Here is a 14,666-nt window from a genome sequence, read left to right as displayed (position 1 = left end):
GCTGCTTCAAGCTCTTCATGGTTGTCTCTAGATGGGGCCGCCGGTATCGGTTAGCTGGACCGGCAATTCTTTGCTTCGTGAGGCCTGAAGCGCGGTGATAACGTCAGGCCGTGACGTCCCCGCGAGCCGGAAGCGCAGAGACAGCGAATATGCGACTGTTTGCGCGCGAACGGCATCCGGGGTGTGGGCGAGCGGATCGACACCACGGGGAGCGTCACGATCCCAACAGAAACGGAGCCACACGGTGACTGACCTGGTAGCCCAGAACGGACACGACACCACCGCAGCGCGCAGGGCCGGCCTGCTCAGCAGCGGCCACGCCTCGATCGCCGGCCGCCGACCCGCCGGCCCGTCGACGATGACGGTCAGCCTCGTCATCCCGGTGCGGAATGAAGCGCGCAACATCGCCTGGGTGCTGGAGCAGATCAGCGACGACGTCGACGAGATCGTGCTCGTGGACGGCAACTCGACGGACGCCACCGTGATCACCGCGCGCAGCTACCGCCCCGACATCCGGGTGGTCGCCCAGCAGGGCACCGGCAAGGGCGACGCGCTGCGCGCCGGGTTCCAAGCCGCCACCGGCGACGTCATCGTGATGATGGACGCCGACGGCAGCATGGCCCCGCAGGAGATCCGGCACTTCCTGCACTTCCTGTCCCACGGCTACGACTTCGTCAAGGGCTCCCGGTTCATCGCCGGCGGCGGGTCCTCGGACATCACGCCGTTCCGCCGGTTGGGCAACAAGTTCCTTCTGGCGGTGTTCAACTCCGCCTTCGACGCCGACCTGACCGACCTGTGCTACGGGTTCTGCGCGTTCCACCGCCGCTACCTCGAGGTGATGGATCTGCAGGCGACCGGATTCGAGATCGAGGCGGAGATGACGGTCCGCGCGATGCAGGCCGGCCTTCGAGTCGCCGAGGTGCCGAGCATGGAGATGCCACGCCGCCACGGCAAGTCCAACCTTCGTGCCGTGCGCGACGGAATCCGGGTGTTGCGCACCGTGTTACGCGATCACCGCTCCGGAGTCTCGGGCCGCGTGGTGCAGGCACTGGCCGCCGACAAGTAACCGACGACATCAACCGGGGGGGTTGACGACATGGCCACGATCACTTCACGTCCCGCAGCGGCGCCGGCGTCTCGCGAGCGCACGGCGCGCCCAGCGGTCTCCATCTGCATCCCGGCCTATCAGGCGCGCCGCCATCTGCGCGCCACTCTGGACAGTGTCCTGGCCCAGGACAGCAGCGACTTCGAGGTCGTGGTCATCGACAACAACAGCTCTGACGGCACCGGGCAGATCCTCGAAGACGTCGACGATCCGCGGGTTCGGGTGCTGCGCAACGCCGAAACCGTGCCGATGATGGACAACTTCAACATCGCGGTGCGCCACAGCCGGGGCCGCTACGTCAAAGTGGTATGCGCCGACGACACGTTGACCCCCGACTGTGTGCGCGTACAGGCGGCGGTGCTCGACGCGATGCCGACGGTGAGCCTGGTCTCGGCGCGCACCGACTTCATCGACGACGGCGGCGAGATGATGCGTCCCGACCGCGGGCTGCCCGGCATCGTCGGGCTGCAGTCGGCCGATCACGTGGTGCGGCGCATCGTCCGCAGCGGCACCAATCCGATCGGCCCTCCGGTCGCGGCGATGTTCCGGCGCACCGACTTCGACCGCTGCGGCGGATTCCACCCCGTCACCTCGTTCCTCAGCGAGCTCGACCTGTGGGTGCGGCTGCTCGACCGGGGCGAGTTCTTCGGCGTCCCCACCACGCTCGCCGCGTTCCGGATCGCCAGCGGCTCGACGACGGCGTTGACCTCGGCGCGGTCGCAGCTGCGTCAGCAGCTCGGGTTCAGCGGCCGGCTGGCCGAGGACGCACGCTGGAACATCACCACCGCCGACGTGCTGTACGGCCGGTTGCGCTCCTACGACATGCAGTTGCGCCGGACCGGCCTGTACGCGTTGAGCAATCTTCGTAACCGCCGCCGGTGCGCCGCGGCCCGCACAGCAGGAGAGGAGCCGGACAGCGATGCCGGTGCCCCAGACCGTTCATAACTGCCGGGTACTGCCGTACCTGGATCCCGCGGACCGGCGTCCGGTCGAGAGCCTGTCGGTGGTCGTCTGCTCCTACACCACCGAGCGCTGGGACGACCTGTGCCGGTCGGTGGACTCGGTGCTCGCCGACGACGCGCCCGCTCTGCAGGTCGTGATCGTCATCGACCACAACGACGAGCTGTTCGCCCTCGCTGCAGCGCGATTCGTCGACGATCTGCGGATCATCCTGCGCCGCAACACCGGTAAGCGCGGCCTGTCGGGTGCCCGCAACACCGGGGTGGAGGCGGCCGACGGCGAGGTGGTGGCGTTCCTCGACGACGACGCCGCGGTGCAGCCGGGGTGGAGCCGTGCGCTGCTGAGCCATTACGAGGATCCTCGCGTGGTCGGGGTCGGCGGCCATGCCGCGCCGGTCTGGCCGCAGGGCCGACCCCTGTGGATGCCGGCCGAGTTCGACTGGGTGGTGGGCTGCAGCTACGTCGGACAACCCGACCGAGTGGCGCTCGTTCGGAACCCGTTGGGCTGCAACATGTCCCTGCGCCGATCGGTGTTCACGCACCTCGGCGGCTTCCGGTCCGAGGTCGGACGCGTCGGGTCGGTGCCGGTCGGCGGCGAGGAGACGGAGTTGTTCCTGCGACTGCGAGCTCGCCGTCCCTCGGATCGGGTGCTGCTCGACCCCGCCGCCGCCGTGCGGCACTGGGTGAGCCCGGACCGGGCGACGCCCCGCTATTTCCTGAGCCGCTGCTATCACGAGGGCCTGTCCAAAGCGGTGGTCACGCGACTGGCCGCGGCACCGGGATCGCTCGACAGCGAGCAGAGCTACGCCACCCGGGTGCTGCCGCGCGCGGTGGCGCGGGAGGCGGTGTCGCCGCGGCGCGGCGGACGGCGTCGCGCCGCGATGATGGTGCTGGGCCTCGGTGCCACCACCGCCGGCTATGTGCGTGGCGCGTTGGCCCGTCGGAGCGGGTGGGCATGACCGACCTGACCCTCCCCGAGACCACGATCCGCCCGGTGCTGCCCGCCGCCGCCCCGCCGGTGTGGGACGGCGCCACCTGGATCGGTGAGATCTGGACCGACGCCCTCGACCTGGATTGCGCTGCCGCCCGGTTGGAGCATGCCGAGGGCTTCGAGCGCGCACGACTGCTGGTCCGCACCGACGCCGGACCGCTGGGATTCGTCGACCTCGACATCACCGACGGCGCCGTCGACGTGCGCCGGCTGCGCGCACTGGCAGCCCGGTTTCCCGCGCCTGCCCCGGTGCCGGTGTCGTCGACGCCGGCGATCACCGTCGTGATCTGCACCCGCGATCGCGTGTCGATGCTGCAGACCGCACTCGACTCGGTGCGGGCGGTGAACTACCCCGATGTCGAGATCATCATCGTCGACAACGCCGCCGCCACCGACGCCACGCGACGGTACGTCGAGGCACTCGCCGACCCCCGGGTCCGGGTGATCGACGAGCCGCGGCCCGGGCTCTCGCGCGCTCGTAACACCGGCCTGCTGGCCGCTACCGGTGACGTGGTCGCGTTCACCGACGACGACGTGGTGGTCGACCGGCACTGGCTCGCCGCGATCGCACGGGGCTTCGCCCGGGGCGAGTCGGTCACCTGCGTGTCCGGGCTGGTGCCGGCGGCCGAACTGCGCACACCCGCCCAGGCGTACTTCGACGCCCGGGTCGGCTGGTCGGCCTGCCTGCGTACGCGGGTGTTCGAGTGGGCCGCCCCGCCGTCGGACATCCCGCTGTTCCCGTTCGCGGTCGGCCACTACGGCACCGGCGCCAACTTCGCCGTCGACCGCGCCGCCGTGCTGCGTCTCGGCGGGTTCGACGAGGCGCTCGGCGCCGGATCGCCCACCGGTGGCGGGGAGGACCTCGACATGTTCTTCCGGCTGCTGCGTGCCGGCGGAGCGCTGGTGTACGACCCGGCATCGGTGGTGTGGCACCGGCACCGGGCCAGCAGTGAAGGACTCGCCGCCCAGAGCCGCACCTACGGAGTGGGGTTGGGCGCGTGGATCGCCAAGATCGCCTGCGATCGCGCGACGGCCCCGCAGGCGTTCTCGACGGCGCTCCTGCGGGCACCCGAGTTCGTCAAGTACCTCTCCTACTCGGCGTCCACGGCAAAGCCCGCCGAGGAACTCGTGCACCTGCTGCCCGAGGGATTGACCACCCCGGCGTGGCGCTCGGTGCTCGCCGGCTTCCGCGCGTACCGGGCGGCGCTGCGCGAGGGACGCGACCCCCTGCCGTTGGCGGTGCCCGCATGAGCGCCCGCGCCGCCGTCCTCGATCAGGGCGATGCGGCGGCGGACCTGCCCGCCGAGCGCAACCTGCGACTCAACACCGTCGCACTGATCGCGTCCACCGCGTCGACCGGCGTTCTGGGCCTTGCCTTCTGGGCGGTGACGGCCCGGCTGTTCCCGCCCGCGGAGGTCGGGCTCGCTTCGGCGCTGATCAGCTCCGCGGTGCTGCTGTCGACGATGTCGACGCTGGGTCTCGACGTGCTCTACGAGCGGTTCCTGCCGATCGCCGGGGTCCGCGCACCGGCACTGCTGCGCCGCGGCTTCCTGCTGGTCGCTGCGATGGGTCTGCTCACCGGCGCCGTTCTCGTGGCGGTCGGACCCCGCGACCCGCTGTTCCAATCCGGTTGGGCGATGGCCGGTTTCCCGCTGATGGTGCTCGTGCTGGCGGTGTTCGCGCTGCTGGACAAGGCCTCCGCGGGCCTCGGCGTCGCGCGGTGGGCCGCGGTGAAGAACCTGGTGCACGCGGTGGCGAAGCTGGCCGCGGTCGCGGCGCTGGCGATCTGGGATCACGCCGTCACGATCGTGCTGAGCTGGACGCTGACCGCCGCGGTGGCCGCGCTGTGCACCTACGTCGTCCTGCAGCGCCGCAGCGCGACCCATCCGCGGTGGCGGCAGGCGGCGGATCTGCCGCCGCGCCGGCAGATGTGGTCCTACTTCGGGTCGTCGTTCGGCATCGCGTCGCTGTGGTCGATCGGTCCGCTGGTGGTGCCGCTCATCGTGGTCACGCAAGTCGGTCAGGCCGCCAACGCGTACTTCGCCGTGACCTGGGCGATGATCAGCGCCCTGTACCTGATGATGCACCTCGTCGTCAGCCCCTACGTCGCCGAAGTGGCCGCCCACCCCGAGCAGGTCGCGGCCCTGTCGTGGCGGATGGTCCGCACGATGGCCGTGGTGGCCGTGGCCGCGTCGGCGGGACTGGTGCTGGTCGGTCCCCTGATGCTCGGCCTCGCGGGCGGCGACTACCGCTCCGAAGGGCACAGCCTGCTGTGGCTGGCCGCGGCGTTCCTGCCGCTGTCCGGGGTGGCCGCCGTGTACGAGGGCTTCTCCCGGGTCCAGCGCAAGCTCGCGCTCTACCTCTCGGTGCAGGCGCTGATGACCGTGGTGATCATCGCCGGCTCGTGGGTCGCCACCCGATCGATGGGCATCACCGGCGTCGGCTGGGCGTACCTGGGTGCCGAGGCCCTCTCGGCGGCGATCCTGATCGGCCCTGCCGTCGCGTGGCTGCGCCGGGTGCGCGCCGGACAGGACGGCCGCGCGCGTCACGCCGCCGCCGGGGCCGGCCGCGTCTGGCTGCGCGTGGGGTCGGTGCTGCTGGCCACCGCGCTGCCGGTGACGCTGCTGTGCTCCGTCGACCGGCCCACCGCCTCAGCCGCGGTGATGATGTTCGACGACTTCAACGGCCCGGCAGGCAGTCGGCCCGACCCGGCGCGGTGGGGCTACGACCTGGGCGGCGGCGGGTGGGGCAACGACGAATCGCAGGTCTACACCGATTCTCCGGACAACGTGGCGCTCGACGGCGACGGCCACCTGGTCATCACCGCGCGCCGGGACGGCGACCGGTTCACCTCGGCGCGGTTGACGACCAAGGGCCGGCTGTCGTTCGTGCACGGCCGGGCCGAAGCCCGGGTGCGGTTGCCCCGCGGCGCCGGGCTGCATCCCGCCTTCTGGCTGCTCGGCGACGACGTGGACGCCGTCGGCTGGCCCCGCAGCGGTGAACTCGACGTGGTGGAGACGATCTCCGACGCCCGCTTCATCCACAACGGCGCGATCGGACCCGACACCGACGGACGGGAGTACAAGCTCGCGGGCACCCTGCCCATCGATCCGCCGTTCGTCGACGACTTCCACACGTACTGGGTGCAGCGCGACCCCGGGGTGATCTCGATGGGCGTCGACGACCGGACCACCACCGTGTTCCGTGCCGGGGACCTGCCCGCCGACGAGCAGTGGGTCTTCGACAAGCCGTTCTTCCTGCTGCTCAACGTCGCTGTCGGCGGCACCTGGCCCGGCCCCGCCGACGACACCACGCCGTCTCCCGCCGCGATGACGGTCGACTGGGTGCGGGTGACCGGTGACTGATCTGCTCGAGCGGCCTGCCTCGCCGGCACCGGCACCGGTGCGCGGCCGGCATCGCCGCGTCGAACCGGCCCGCCGACCGATCGGCGTGCTGCGACCGGAATGGCTCACGCTGGCGTCAGCGGCTCTGGGTCTGCTGTCGCTGGTCCCGGTGGCGCCGTGGCTGCGCGCCGTGCTGCTGGCGGCGTTCCTGCTCACCGGACCCGGCCTGGCGACGGTGCTGTGGATGCGACTTCCCGCCGCCGCGGCGGTGGCCGTCGTCCCGGTGACCGGCATGGCCGTGGCGGCAGGTGCCACCGTGACCGTGACGTGGGCGGGCGCATGGCTGCCCGTCCCGCTGCTGGTGACGCTCGTCACCGCGGTCGCCGGCTCGGCGGTGCTGTGCGCGCTGCGCCGGCCGCGCCCGGCGCTGCGGTGGCCGACCGCACTGGCACCCGGGCGGTGGCGGTTGAGCGCGCCGTACGCGTGGATCGTGGCGGCGCTGTGCGTGTGGGCGGTGGCTCTGCCGGGGATGGCCGCGGCCCCCGAGTCACCCCTGGGTCTGCTGGTCACCGGGACCGGACCGGTGCTCGTCGTCGTCGGTGCCGTGCTCGCGTGCGTGTTCGTCGTCGCGCTGCGCGCCGACGCGCTGGCGGCCGCGGCCGCGGCGGTGGGCGCGGCGATCCTGGTGCTGCGGTTGACCGCGACGCTGATCACCGATCTGCCGATGTACGCGTGGACCTACAAGCACCTGGGCATCGTCGACTACCTGCTGACCAACCGGGTGCTGCCGCCGTCGGGGGTGGACGTCTACCGCGAGTGGCCGGCGTTCTTCACGACGTTCGCGTGGTTCAGCGACGTCACCTCCGTTGACCCGACCGCGGTGGCGCACTGGTTCGCCCCGGTGGTGCACGTGCTGTTGGCCCTCGTGGTCGGGTCGCTGGCGGCCACCCTCGGGCTGGACCGGCGCGCGGTGCTGTCCGCGGTGATGGTCTCGGAGCTGGCCAACTGGGTGGCCCAGGACTACTTCGCGCCCCAGGCGTTCGCCTTCGTCGTCGGACTCGGGATCATCGTGGCGCTGCTGGCTTCGCGGGTGGACCGCCGCGCCGGGTGGCTGGCCTTCCTGCTGTTCGCCGCCCTGGTGCCGACCCATCAGCTGACACCGTTCTGGATCTTCGGCGTGGTGGTGGCGCTGGCGATCACCCGGCAGATCGGTCCGCGTTGGATCGTGATCCCCTATGCCGCAATCCTTTTCGGCTACCTGTATCCGCGGCGCTACATCGTGTTCGAGCACGGCGGCCTGTCGAGCCTCAACCCGCTGGCCAACGGCGCAGGCAACGTCGAGTACGCGGGGTCGCTCGACAAGATGATCACCTCGCTGGTGTGCCGCGGGCTGTCCGCGACGATCATGCTGACCGCGGTGGTGGCCGCGGTGGTGTGGTGGCGCCGCAAGCGGCCGGTGGCCGTCCCGGCGATCCTGGCGTTCAGCCCCTTCGTGCTGCTCGGGCTCAGCAGCTACGGCGGCGAGGCGGTGTTCCGGGTCTACCTCTATGCGCTGCCGGGCTGTGCCGTGCTGATCGCCCCGTTGCTGGTCGCCGCGATCACGGCGCGCCGCGCCCACCACCTGGCCGCCGTCGCGCTCGCGCTGATCGCCGCCGCCGGTCTGCAGGGCTACTACGGCACCTGGTACCTGAACATGGCCCGGCCCTCGGAGCTGGCGCTGCTGAACAACCTCGTCGACGGTGCGCGGGCGCCCGCCACCGTCTGGAGCCTGCACTCGGCCGGCATGCCCACGCGCGCCACGGCCACCTGGGTCGACCTGGCCGCGCACGACGACTCGTTCGACACCCCGATCGTCGAGCGCTGGCCCGGGTTCCTCGACGGCTTCCCCGACGCCGGCCAGTTCGACGACGTCACCGAAAAAGCCGCGGCCGCAGCGGGGCAGACGTACTTCGTGTTCACCGCCGACGCCAAGACGGCGTTCGACTACTTCGGCTACGCCGCGCCCGACACGGTCGACCGTTTCGAGCGCATGTTCGCGACCAGCCCGGTGTGGTGCCTGCGGCTGCAGGACGAGACCACCGCGGTGTACCGCTACCAGTCCGGGGGGTGCAGGTCATGACGTGTCGACTGTGCGGGTCGGCGAGGTTGCACAGTGTGCTGGACCTCGGCGCCACGCCGCCGTGCGAGAAGTTCCTCACCGCCACCGAACTCGATGCCCCCGAGGCGACGTACCCGCTACACCTGCGGCTGTGCCAGGACTGTCTGCTGCTGCAGATCCCTGCGCTGATCACGCCCGAGGAGACGTTCACCGAGTACGCGTACTTCTCCTCGTTCTCCGACAGCTGGGTCGACCACGCCCGTCGCTTCGTCGCCGAGGCGACGAATCGCGTGGGACTGAAACAGGATTCGTTCGTCGTCGAGGTGGCCAGCAACGACGGATACCTGCTGGCGCACGTGGCCGCGGCCGGCATCGGCTGCCTCGGCATCGAGCCGTCGGTCAATGTGGGGGAGGCCGCACGGCGCCGCGGGGTGCCGACGGTCACCGCGTTCCTCGATGAGCAGGTGGCCGCCGACGTCCGGGCCCGGCACGGCGCCGCCGACCTGCTGGTCGCCAACAACGTCTACGCCCACGTCCCCGACCTGACCGGGTTCACGCGGTCGCTGCGCACCCTGCTCGCCGACGACGGCTGGTTGAGCATCGAGGTGCATCACGCCCTCAACCTCGTCGCGCTCGGACAGTTCGACACCATCTATCACGAGCACTTCCAGTACTACACCGTGCTTTCCGCGATCCGGGCGCTGGCGGCCGGCGGCCTCGCGGTCGTCGACGTCGAGATGCTGCCGACGCACGGCGGATCGCTGCGCCTGTGGGCGCGACCCGCCGAGCTGGCCGCTGCACCCTCGCCCCGGGTGGCCGCCGCGCTGGCCGCCGAGCAGGACGCGGGACTGCACCGCGTCGACGGCTATCTCGGGCTGCGGCCGCGGACCGAGACGATCCGGCACGACCTGCTGCGCTACCTGCTCGAGTGCCGCGCGCGCGGCGAACGCGTGGTCGGCTACGGGGCTCCCGGGAAGGGCAACACGCTGCTCAACTACTGCGGCATCCGCACCGACCTGCTCGAGTACACCGTGGACCGGAATCCCTATAAACACGGTCGATTCACGCCCGGCGCGCGCATCCCGATTCTCGATCCGGCGCAGCTGGACAAGGACCGGCCCGACGTGATCGTGGTGCTGCCGTGGAACCTCGAGGCGGAGATCACCGATCAGCTCGGCTACACCGCCGAGTGGGGCGCCCGCCTGGTGTACCCGCTGCCCACCCTGCACGTCGTCGACATGACGGAAGGAAATCGGAGATGAAGGTCGTTCTGTTCTGTGGCGGGTACGGCATGCGGATGCGCAACGGCAGCGATGACGAGATCCCCAAGCCGATGCAGATGATCGGTCCGCGGCCTCTCATCTGGCACGTCATGCGGTACTACGCCCACTTCGGTCACACCGAGTTCGTGCTGTGCCTGGGCTACGGCGCCGAGCACATCAAGGACTACTTCCTGTCCTACCGGGAGTCGGCGTCCAACGATTTCGTGATCCGCGGCGGCAAGGTCGAACTGCTGCAGACCGACATCAGCGACTGGACCATCACGTTCGTCGACACCGGCCCCGAATCGCCCATCGGAGAACGGCTCCGGCGGGTGCGCTCGTTCCTCGACGGCGACGAGTACTTCCTGGCCAACTACGCCGACGTGCTGACCGACGCGCCGCTCAACGACATCATCGACGAGGTGAAGGCGTCCGGTGCGTTGGCGTCGATGCTGATCGTCCCGCCGCAGTCGTCGTTCCACTGCGTCGACGTCATCGAGTCCGGTCCGCACACCGGTGCGGTCACCGGCATCACGCCGGTGTCCCGGCTGCCGATCTGGGAGAACGGCGGCTTCTTCGTGTTGTCCGCCGCGGTCCTCGACATGCTCACGGAGAACTGCGATCTGGTCGAGGACGTGTGCGGGGTTCTGGCCGCCCGGGGCAAGCTCTACGGCTACAAGCACCTCGGGTTCTGGAAGCCGGCCGACACCTTCAAGGAACGCGCCGAACTCGACGCCGCCTACCGCAGCGGCAACCGTCCCTGGGCGTTGTGGGAGCACGAGAAGGTGGCCGCGTCGTGATCGATCTGAACACAGGGCAGCTGCGCGAGATCGCCGTGCTGGGCGCCCACTGCGACGACATCGCGATCGGCATGGGCGCAACACTTCTCACGCTGAGCCGGTCGCATCCGGGACTGCGGGTTCATGCGTTGGTGCTGTCGGGCGCGGACACCGTCCGCGAGGCCGAGGAGCGCGGTGCGCTGGCCGCGTTCTGTCCGGGCGCGGAGGTGAGCCTCACGCTGCTGGGCCTTCCCGACGGCCAGACGCCCGCGCACTGGAACGAGGTCAAGGAGGGGTTGCGCGCGTTCCGTCGCACCTGCGAACCGGATCTGGTGTTCAGCACCCAGCGCGCCGACGCCCATCAGGATCACCGGCTCCTCGCCGAGTTGACGCCGACCGAGTTCCGCGACCACCTCACGTTGGGTTACGAGATCCTCAAATGGGAGGCGGACACCCCGTCGCCCAACGTCTTCCATCCCGTCGACACCGCCATCGCCGAGGAGAAGGCGCGGTTGCTGCACAAGCACTATCCGTCGCAGACCGGTCGGGACTGGTTCGACGAGGACGCCTTCCTCGGGCTGTCGCGGCTGCGCGGCGTACAGTGCCGCAGCGCACATGCCGAGGCCTTCACCGTCGAGAAGACGGTGCTGCGCTTCGGGCGGGAGGCGGCGGTATGACGCAGCGCGTGCTGGTGACCGGTCACCAGGGCTATCTCGGCACCGTGCTGGTGCCCGCGCTTCGGGCGGCCGGCCACGAGGTGATCGGCCTGGACAGCGGCCTGTTCGCCGACTGCGTGCTGGGCCCGCGGCCGGACGATCCGCCCGCGCTGGCGGTCGACCTGCGCGAGGTCACCGTGGAGCAACTGCGCGGTGTCGACGCGGTCGTGCATCTCGCGGCGCTGTCCAACGACCCGCTGGGCGCACTGATGCCCGAGGTCACCCACGACATCAACCACCACGCCTCGGTCCGATTGGCCCGGCTGGCCAAAGAAGCCGGGGTGCAACGCTTCTGCTACGCATCGACGTGTTCGGTGTACGGCGCCGCCGGGGACGGTCTGGTCGACGAAGACGCCCCGCTGCGTCCGCTGACGCCGTACGCCGTCAGCAAGGTGCACGTCGAGGACGATCTGGCGGCACTCGCCGACTCCGGGTTCAGCCCGGTGTTCCTGCGCAACGCGACCGCGTTCGGCTTCTCGCCGCGACTGCGGGCCGACATCGTGCTGAACAACCTCGTCGGCTCAGCGGTGCTGACCGGTGTGGTGCGCGTGCTGTCCGACGGCACCCCGTGGCGCCCGCTGGTGCACGCGCGGGACATCGCCGCGGCGTTCGTCCGCTGCCTGGAGGTGCCGGCCCCGGTGATCTCCTGCCGCGCCTTCAACGTCGGCAGCGAGGCCAACAACGTGACCGTCGCCGAGATCGCACGTCGCGTCGCCGACGCCGTTCCCGGCTCCGATGTGCTGATCACCGGCGAGACCGGGTCCGATCCGCGCTCGTACCGAGTAGACTTCAGCCGCGCCCGCGCCGACCTCGGGTTCGAAGCGGAGATCTCGGTGGCCGACGGTGCCGCCGAACTCCATTCGGCCTATGTCCGCTACGGCGTCACCTCCGCGGACCTGGAGCACAGGTTCACCCGGCTGAACCGGCTGGCCCACCTACAGCGCACCGGCCGGATCGACGAAACGATGCGCCATGTCAGCGAGTTCGTGTGACCACAGCGGCCACGGTCGCGTGATGGACGGCGAATGTCGCGGTTGTGGGGGCCGACGTCTGCAGCGGGTGCTCGACCTGGGCGAGGTGCCCGCCGCGGACCACTTCCCGCCGGCGGACTCACCGGTGGAGCAGGCGGAGACATCGCACCCGCTGGCCATGGACGTGTGCGCGGACTGCGGCCTGGCGCAACTGGCCGAGGACGACACCCGTACCGCCGAACCCCGCGGTGTCGAGCCCGAAGCGCTGACCAGCCAAGCCGCCGACGCGATCCGGCGCGTCGGTGAGGCCGGCTGGCTGGCCGGGGGCGGCACGGTCTGCGAGTTCGGCAGCCCGCACGGCGGCAGCTGGCTGCCCCTGCTCGCCGACCGCGGCTACCATCCCGGCTCGGGCAGCGCGGACGTGGTCGTGGACTGTTTCGGCATCATGCACGATGCCGACCAGGGCGCGGCGTTCCGTGAGCGCGCCGCCGCCACCGCACCCGGCGGTGTCCTGCTGCTGCAGTTCCACAGCCTGGGCGCGATCGTGGCGCATAGTCAGTGGAATGCTCTGCGGCACGGACATTTCGGGTACTACTCCACACCGGCGCTGGTGGACCAGCTCGACAGGGTCGGCATGCGGGCCGTGCAGGCGTGGAGGTTCGATCTCTACGGCGGCACCGTGCTCGTCGCGGCGGTGCACGGAGCCGGTGACCCGGGGCCGACGGTCCGCGCGCTACTCGATTCCGAAGCCGCACTGACCGATCCGGCCACCGTCGCCGTGCTGCAGGATGCGGCCGACGCGCAGACGGTGGCGCTGCGCTGCTGGCTCGAGGAGGAGCGCCGCGCCGGCCGCCGCGTCTACGCGTACGGCGCCGCATCACGGGCGGTGGCGCTGTTCAGCCGTGCCGCGCTGAACTCGTCGCTGATCACCGCGGTCGCCGACGCGTCCCCGGCCAAGCAGGGCCGCCGCATGCCGGGCACCGACATTCCGATCATCGCGCCGCAGGCCCTGGTCGACGCGGCGCCCGACCGGGTGCTGCTCACGCTGGGTGACCTGCTGCCCGAGGTCGAGGCGCGCTGGCCCCAGCTGGCCGGCCGCTGGGTCGTCGACGACGAGTTCGCCCGGCCGGCACGCCGTTTCGCGCGTTCACGGCTGCTGCAGAACCGGCTGCACGAACTCGTTCCCGGCGGCGCGCACACCTACGCGCGCGGAGCCGACCAGTATCCGGAGACGATGCCACCGGTACTGACCCACGGTCGGGGCTGCCGGGTGTGGGACGTCGACGGCAACGACTACATCGAGTACGGCATGGGTTTGCGGGCGGTGACGCTGGGGCACGGCTACCCGCCGGTGGTCGACGCGGTGGCGCGCACGATCGCCGGCGGCGTCGGCTTCAGCCGACCTACGGCGCTGGAAGCGGCTGCGGCGGAGGACTTCCTGGCGCTGGTGCCCGGGGCCGAGATGGTGAAATTCGCCAAGAACGGTTCGGACGCGACGACTGCTGCGGTGCGGCTGGCCCGCGCCGTGACCGGCCGGGTCACCGTCGCGGTCTGCGATCAGCCGTTCTTCTCCACCGATGACTGGTTCATCGGTACCACCGCGATGTCCGGCGGCGTCCCCGCCGACCACGCCGCGGCGACGGTGCGCTTCTCCTACAACGACCTGGACTCGCTGGCGGCGGTGCTGGCGGCCGGCGACGTGGCGTGTGTGGTGATGGAGGCGGCGACCGCGACCGCCGAACCCGACCCCGGTTTCCTGACCGGGGTGCGGCGGCTGTGCGACCGGCACGGCACCCTGCTGGTGTTCGACGAGATGATCACCGGGTTCCGCTGGGCTGCCGGCGGCGCGCAGGCCGTCTACGGCGTCACGCCCGACCTGTCGTGCTGGGGCAAGGCGATGGGTAACGGCTTCCCGCTGTCCGCACTGGCCGGGCGGCGCCGGTACATGGAACTCGGGGGACTGCGCACCGACCGGGACCGGGTGTTCCTGCTGTCGAGCACCCACGGTCCGGAGGCCGCGTCGCTGGCCGCGTTCCGTGCCGTCGCCGCCGCGTACCGCACCGAGGACCCGGTCGCCCGGATGGAGCACGCGGGCCGGCGGCTCGCCGCAGGCGTGAGCGCCGCGGTGGCCGAGGCGGGGCTCTCGGACCACATCACGGTCGCCGGCCGCCCGTCCTGCCTGATGTTCGGCACGGCCGACGCGGACAGCGTCCCGTCGCAGGCGTACCGGACGTTGTTCCTGCAGGAGTTGCTGCGCCGCGGCGTCCTCGGTCAGTCCTTCGTCACCTCGGCCGCGCACGGCGACGACGACGTCGACGCGACCATCGCCGCGGTCCGTGACGCGCTGCCGGTCTACCGGTACGCGATCGACGCCCGCAGCGTCGCGGGCCTGCTGCAGGGCCGGCCGGTGGCACCGGCGATCCGGCGCACCTCGGCGCCCC

Annotated in this window: 10 protein-coding genes and 1 pseudogene; all 11 read left to right on the top strand. The window is 71.1% G+C overall.

Translation table 11 applies throughout. From position 1 onward, the window contains the following. Positions 1-301: 301 nt before the first annotated feature. The gene (locus tag MCHUDSM44219_RS13415; RefSeq protein WP_048418930.1) at positions 302-1,066 is read left to right on the top strand and encodes a glycosyltransferase family 2 protein; all 765 of its coding nucleotides are present in this window, start codon (positions 302-304) and stop codon (positions 1,064-1,066) included. A 30-nt stretch (positions 1,067-1,096) separates the two neighbouring features. Beyond that, entirely contained in the window at positions 1,097-2,050 is a 954-nt protein-coding gene (locus tag MCHUDSM44219_RS13410; protein ID WP_082162190.1) for a glycosyltransferase family 2 protein, read from the top strand. After that, complete coding sequence (locus MCHUDSM44219_RS13405; protein ID WP_082162189.1) at positions 2,025-3,023, top strand: glycosyltransferase family 2 protein; 999 nt, start codon at positions 2,025-2,027, stop codon at positions 3,021-3,023. Before MCHUDSM44219_RS13410 ends, MCHUDSM44219_RS13405 begins: the two co-directional genes overlap by 26 nt. After that, positions 3,020-4,306, top strand: a complete 1,287-nt coding sequence (locus MCHUDSM44219_RS13400; RefSeq protein ID WP_048418927.1) for a glycosyltransferase — start codon at positions 3,020-3,022, stop codon at positions 4,304-4,306. The genes MCHUDSM44219_RS13405 and MCHUDSM44219_RS13400 overlap by 4 nt, the downstream gene beginning before the upstream one ends. After that, positions 4,303-6,420, top strand: coding sequence for a family 16 glycosylhydrolase (locus MCHUDSM44219_RS31010; RefSeq protein ID WP_236695451.1), 2,118 nt, complete (start codon positions 4,303-4,305; stop codon positions 6,418-6,420). Before MCHUDSM44219_RS13400 ends, MCHUDSM44219_RS31010 begins: the two co-directional genes overlap by 4 nt. Continuing rightward, positions 6,413-8,518, top strand: a complete 2,106-nt coding sequence (locus MCHUDSM44219_RS13390) for a hypothetical protein (RefSeq protein WP_053081246.1) — start codon at positions 6,413-6,415, stop codon at positions 8,516-8,518. Before MCHUDSM44219_RS31010 ends, MCHUDSM44219_RS13390 begins: the two co-directional genes overlap by 8 nt. Further along, positions 8,515-9,759, top strand: a complete 1,245-nt coding sequence (locus MCHUDSM44219_RS13385; RefSeq protein ID WP_048418924.1) for a class I SAM-dependent methyltransferase — start codon at positions 8,515-8,517, stop codon at positions 9,757-9,759. The genes MCHUDSM44219_RS13390 and MCHUDSM44219_RS13385 overlap by 4 nt, the downstream gene beginning before the upstream one ends. Then, the gene (locus MCHUDSM44219_RS13380; protein WP_048418743.1) at positions 9,756-10,559 is read left to right on the top strand and encodes a glycosyltransferase family protein; all 804 of its coding nucleotides are present in this window, start codon (positions 9,756-9,758) and stop codon (positions 10,557-10,559) included. The genes MCHUDSM44219_RS13385 and MCHUDSM44219_RS13380 overlap by 4 nt, the downstream gene beginning before the upstream one ends. Then, a complete protein-coding gene (locus MCHUDSM44219_RS13375; RefSeq protein ID WP_048418742.1) occupies positions 10,556-11,215 on the top strand; it encodes a PIG-L deacetylase family protein in 660 nt (219 codons plus the stop codon). Before MCHUDSM44219_RS13380 ends, MCHUDSM44219_RS13375 begins: the two co-directional genes overlap by 4 nt. Beyond that, complete coding sequence (locus MCHUDSM44219_RS13370) at positions 11,212-12,246, top strand: NAD-dependent epimerase/dehydratase family protein (RefSeq protein WP_048418741.1); 1,035 nt, start codon at positions 11,212-11,214, stop codon at positions 12,244-12,246. The genes MCHUDSM44219_RS13375 and MCHUDSM44219_RS13370 overlap by 4 nt, the downstream gene beginning before the upstream one ends. Further along, positions 12,227-14,659: pseudogene (locus tag MCHUDSM44219_RS28910) on the top strand (glutamate-1-semialdehyde 2,1-aminomutase); the annotation flags it as partial. The gene MCHUDSM44219_RS13370 and the pseudogene MCHUDSM44219_RS28910, both read left to right, overlap by 20 nt. Positions 14,660-14,666 lie beyond the last annotated feature (7 nt).

The sequence above is a fragment of the Mycolicibacterium chubuense genome (assembly GCF_001044255.1).
Classification (GTDB): domain Bacteria; phylum Actinomycetota; class Actinomycetes; order Mycobacteriales; family Mycobacteriaceae; genus Mycobacterium; species Mycobacterium chubuense.
The sequence above is the reverse complement of the archived record's forward strand: the minus strand, read 5'-3'. Positions and strand labels throughout refer to the sequence as shown.

Bases quoted from the DNA above. Each gene is read 5' to 3' on its own strand.
- MCHUDSM44219_RS13410 (WP_082162190.1), top strand. From the start codon at position 1,097: ATGGCCACGATCACTTCACGTCCCGCAGCGGCGCCGGCGTCTCGCGAG.
- MCHUDSM44219_RS13405 (WP_082162189.1), top strand. From the start codon at position 2,025: ATGCCGGTGCCCCAGACCGTTCATAACTGCCGGGTACTGCCGTACCTG.
- MCHUDSM44219_RS13400 (WP_048418927.1), top strand. From the start codon at position 3,020: ATGACCGACCTGACCCTCCCCGAGACCACGATCCGCCCGGTGCTGCCC.
- MCHUDSM44219_RS31010 (WP_236695451.1), top strand. From the start codon at position 4,303: ATGAGCGCCCGCGCCGCCGTCCTCGATCAGGGCGATGCGGCGGCGGAC.
- MCHUDSM44219_RS13385 (WP_048418924.1), top strand. From the start codon at position 8,515: ATGACGTGTCGACTGTGCGGGTCGGCGAGGTTGCACAGTGTGCTGGAC.
- MCHUDSM44219_RS13380 (WP_048418743.1), top strand. From the start codon at position 9,756: ATGAAGGTCGTTCTGTTCTGTGGCGGGTACGGCATGCGGATGCGCAAC.
- MCHUDSM44219_RS13370 (WP_048418741.1), top strand. From the start codon at position 11,212: ATGACGCAGCGCGTGCTGGTGACCGGTCACCAGGGCTATCTCGGCACC.